Raw genomic sequence first — 1,792 nt, 5'->3', positions numbered from 1 at the left:
AGATATTCAAAGTCGTAGAAAGTAGTTCCACCCATAAGTCGGAAAATATAATTGTCATCTTCCGATGTAGCTGAATAAACAAGATCAGGATCTCCGGTTCCCAAAGCAATTGTTACAAAATTTGAACCTGAACTTGATGGGACATTATAAAGTTTATAATTTCCGGAATAATCCCCATCGAAAAGGTCGAAATGAACAGAGCCATTGGCTCCCTTAATTAAAAGATCTGCAATAGCATCCTGTAAATTATCATAATCGTATCCTGTGCCAATATTGTAAGTTCCACTTAAAGGAGTGGTATTCGCAGGATCTGCAGCAAATTCATAACAGCCAATATCAGGAGTGGAAGAATCACGCGGATTGCCGTTAATATCTTCAGTTACTAAAGCAATATGTGTACCTTTCCCATCTATCCAAGGAGAATGACTATGCAAAGGTGGATTATCATAAAATCCGGGATATACAGAAACCGAATGAGCATTTTCTCCAAAACCACTTTGAAATTGGGAAAGAGTGTAATAGATAGTTGGGCTGTAATAACCATTCCTGATTAAAAATCCTCTTCCGACAAAAATATCATTATAATCCATCAGCATATCATTAGAATCTACCGAATTGAAATAGATGGAATTTCCTAATCCAAGATTTGCAAAAATATTGTTTTTGACGAAGTGATTAGTTGCACCCAGAAGTGAAAACGCATAAGAATTATTACTGGAAGCTGAATCTTCAATTCTTACGCTGTTGTAATATGTTTCCGAATTTTCTGAATTATCAAAAGTGAGACCTTTAGCTAATCCGTAATTTCCTGACCAAGCATTCCCATCTACATTTATAGAATTATTATAAACATCAGCATAAGAAGAATAATAAATATAAATTCCCGAAGCATGGGTATTAATGTCGTTTTTGCTAATATTAGCAGATGATGAATTGTTTATTTTTATTGCGTCATTACAATCCGTAATGCTGTTACCTTGGATAACAACACTTGGTACATAGGTAAGTTCGATAGCTTTCATTTGATTATAGAACAGATTGTTTTTAATCAATACGTCGAAAAAGTTACTTGAGTTATTTCCATATAAATATACTCCGTAATACGAGTCTTGAAAATAATTCGCTAAAATTTCGAGATGGGAGACAGTTTGTGAACTTGATAATTGGGCGTTGATAATATTGGAATAACTCTGATTGTATCCCAAACTATAAAATTTGTTAAAGCGGATTCTAATATCAGAAGTTCCATCTTTCAAATCAAAAATTGTTCCAAGATTTGTGGTACCTTCTGCTCGGAAAGTCAAATAATGAAAATCAATGTAGTCGGCTCCATCTAAACGAATGATGTAATTATCTGTAGAAGAAGTTGCAGAATGCGATATTATTACATCATCAACATCTCCACTTTCCGAACTAAAGCTAATTATTGAAGTGTCGCTTGTTCCTGTGATTTCAGGAATAATTACCTGTTCATCATAAGTTCCGGTTCTGAGATGAAAAGACGTGTTGCCATTTACGCCGTTTGCTATTAAATCGTTAACAGCATCATTAATAGTCGCATAATCAGGCGTAGTGCCACCAATAGTATAAGTTCCGCTCATTGGAACAGCCGAAAGAACACTTGTAATTCCCGCGATCAGTAAAAAACTGATCATCATTTTTTTGAAACTAAACATAAAAACTCCTTTAATATTTTTTTTGATTACGCATCTACCGAATTCGCAATCCTAATTTTTTTAAGAAAACATATAATGTAATATTAAATTTCATAGTGTCAATTAAAGTTATTGTT

The 1,792-nt window shown here is 33.7% G+C and carries 1 protein-coding gene; it reads right to left on the bottom strand.

Translation table 11 applies throughout. The features are described 5' to 3' along the window. A partial coding sequence (locus ENL20_06420; GenBank protein ID HHE38189.1) for a hypothetical protein occupies positions 1-1,676 on the bottom strand: 1,676 nt, incomplete at its 3' end. Positions 1,677-1,792 lie beyond the last annotated feature (116 nt).

Source organism: Candidatus Cloacimonadota bacterium, from assembly GCA_011372345.1.
Classification (GTDB): Bacteria; Cloacimonadota; Cloacimonadia; order Cloacimonadales; family TCS61; genus DRTC01.
Note: the sequence above shows the minus strand (reverse complement) of the source record. Positions and strands in the feature narration are given on the sequence as shown.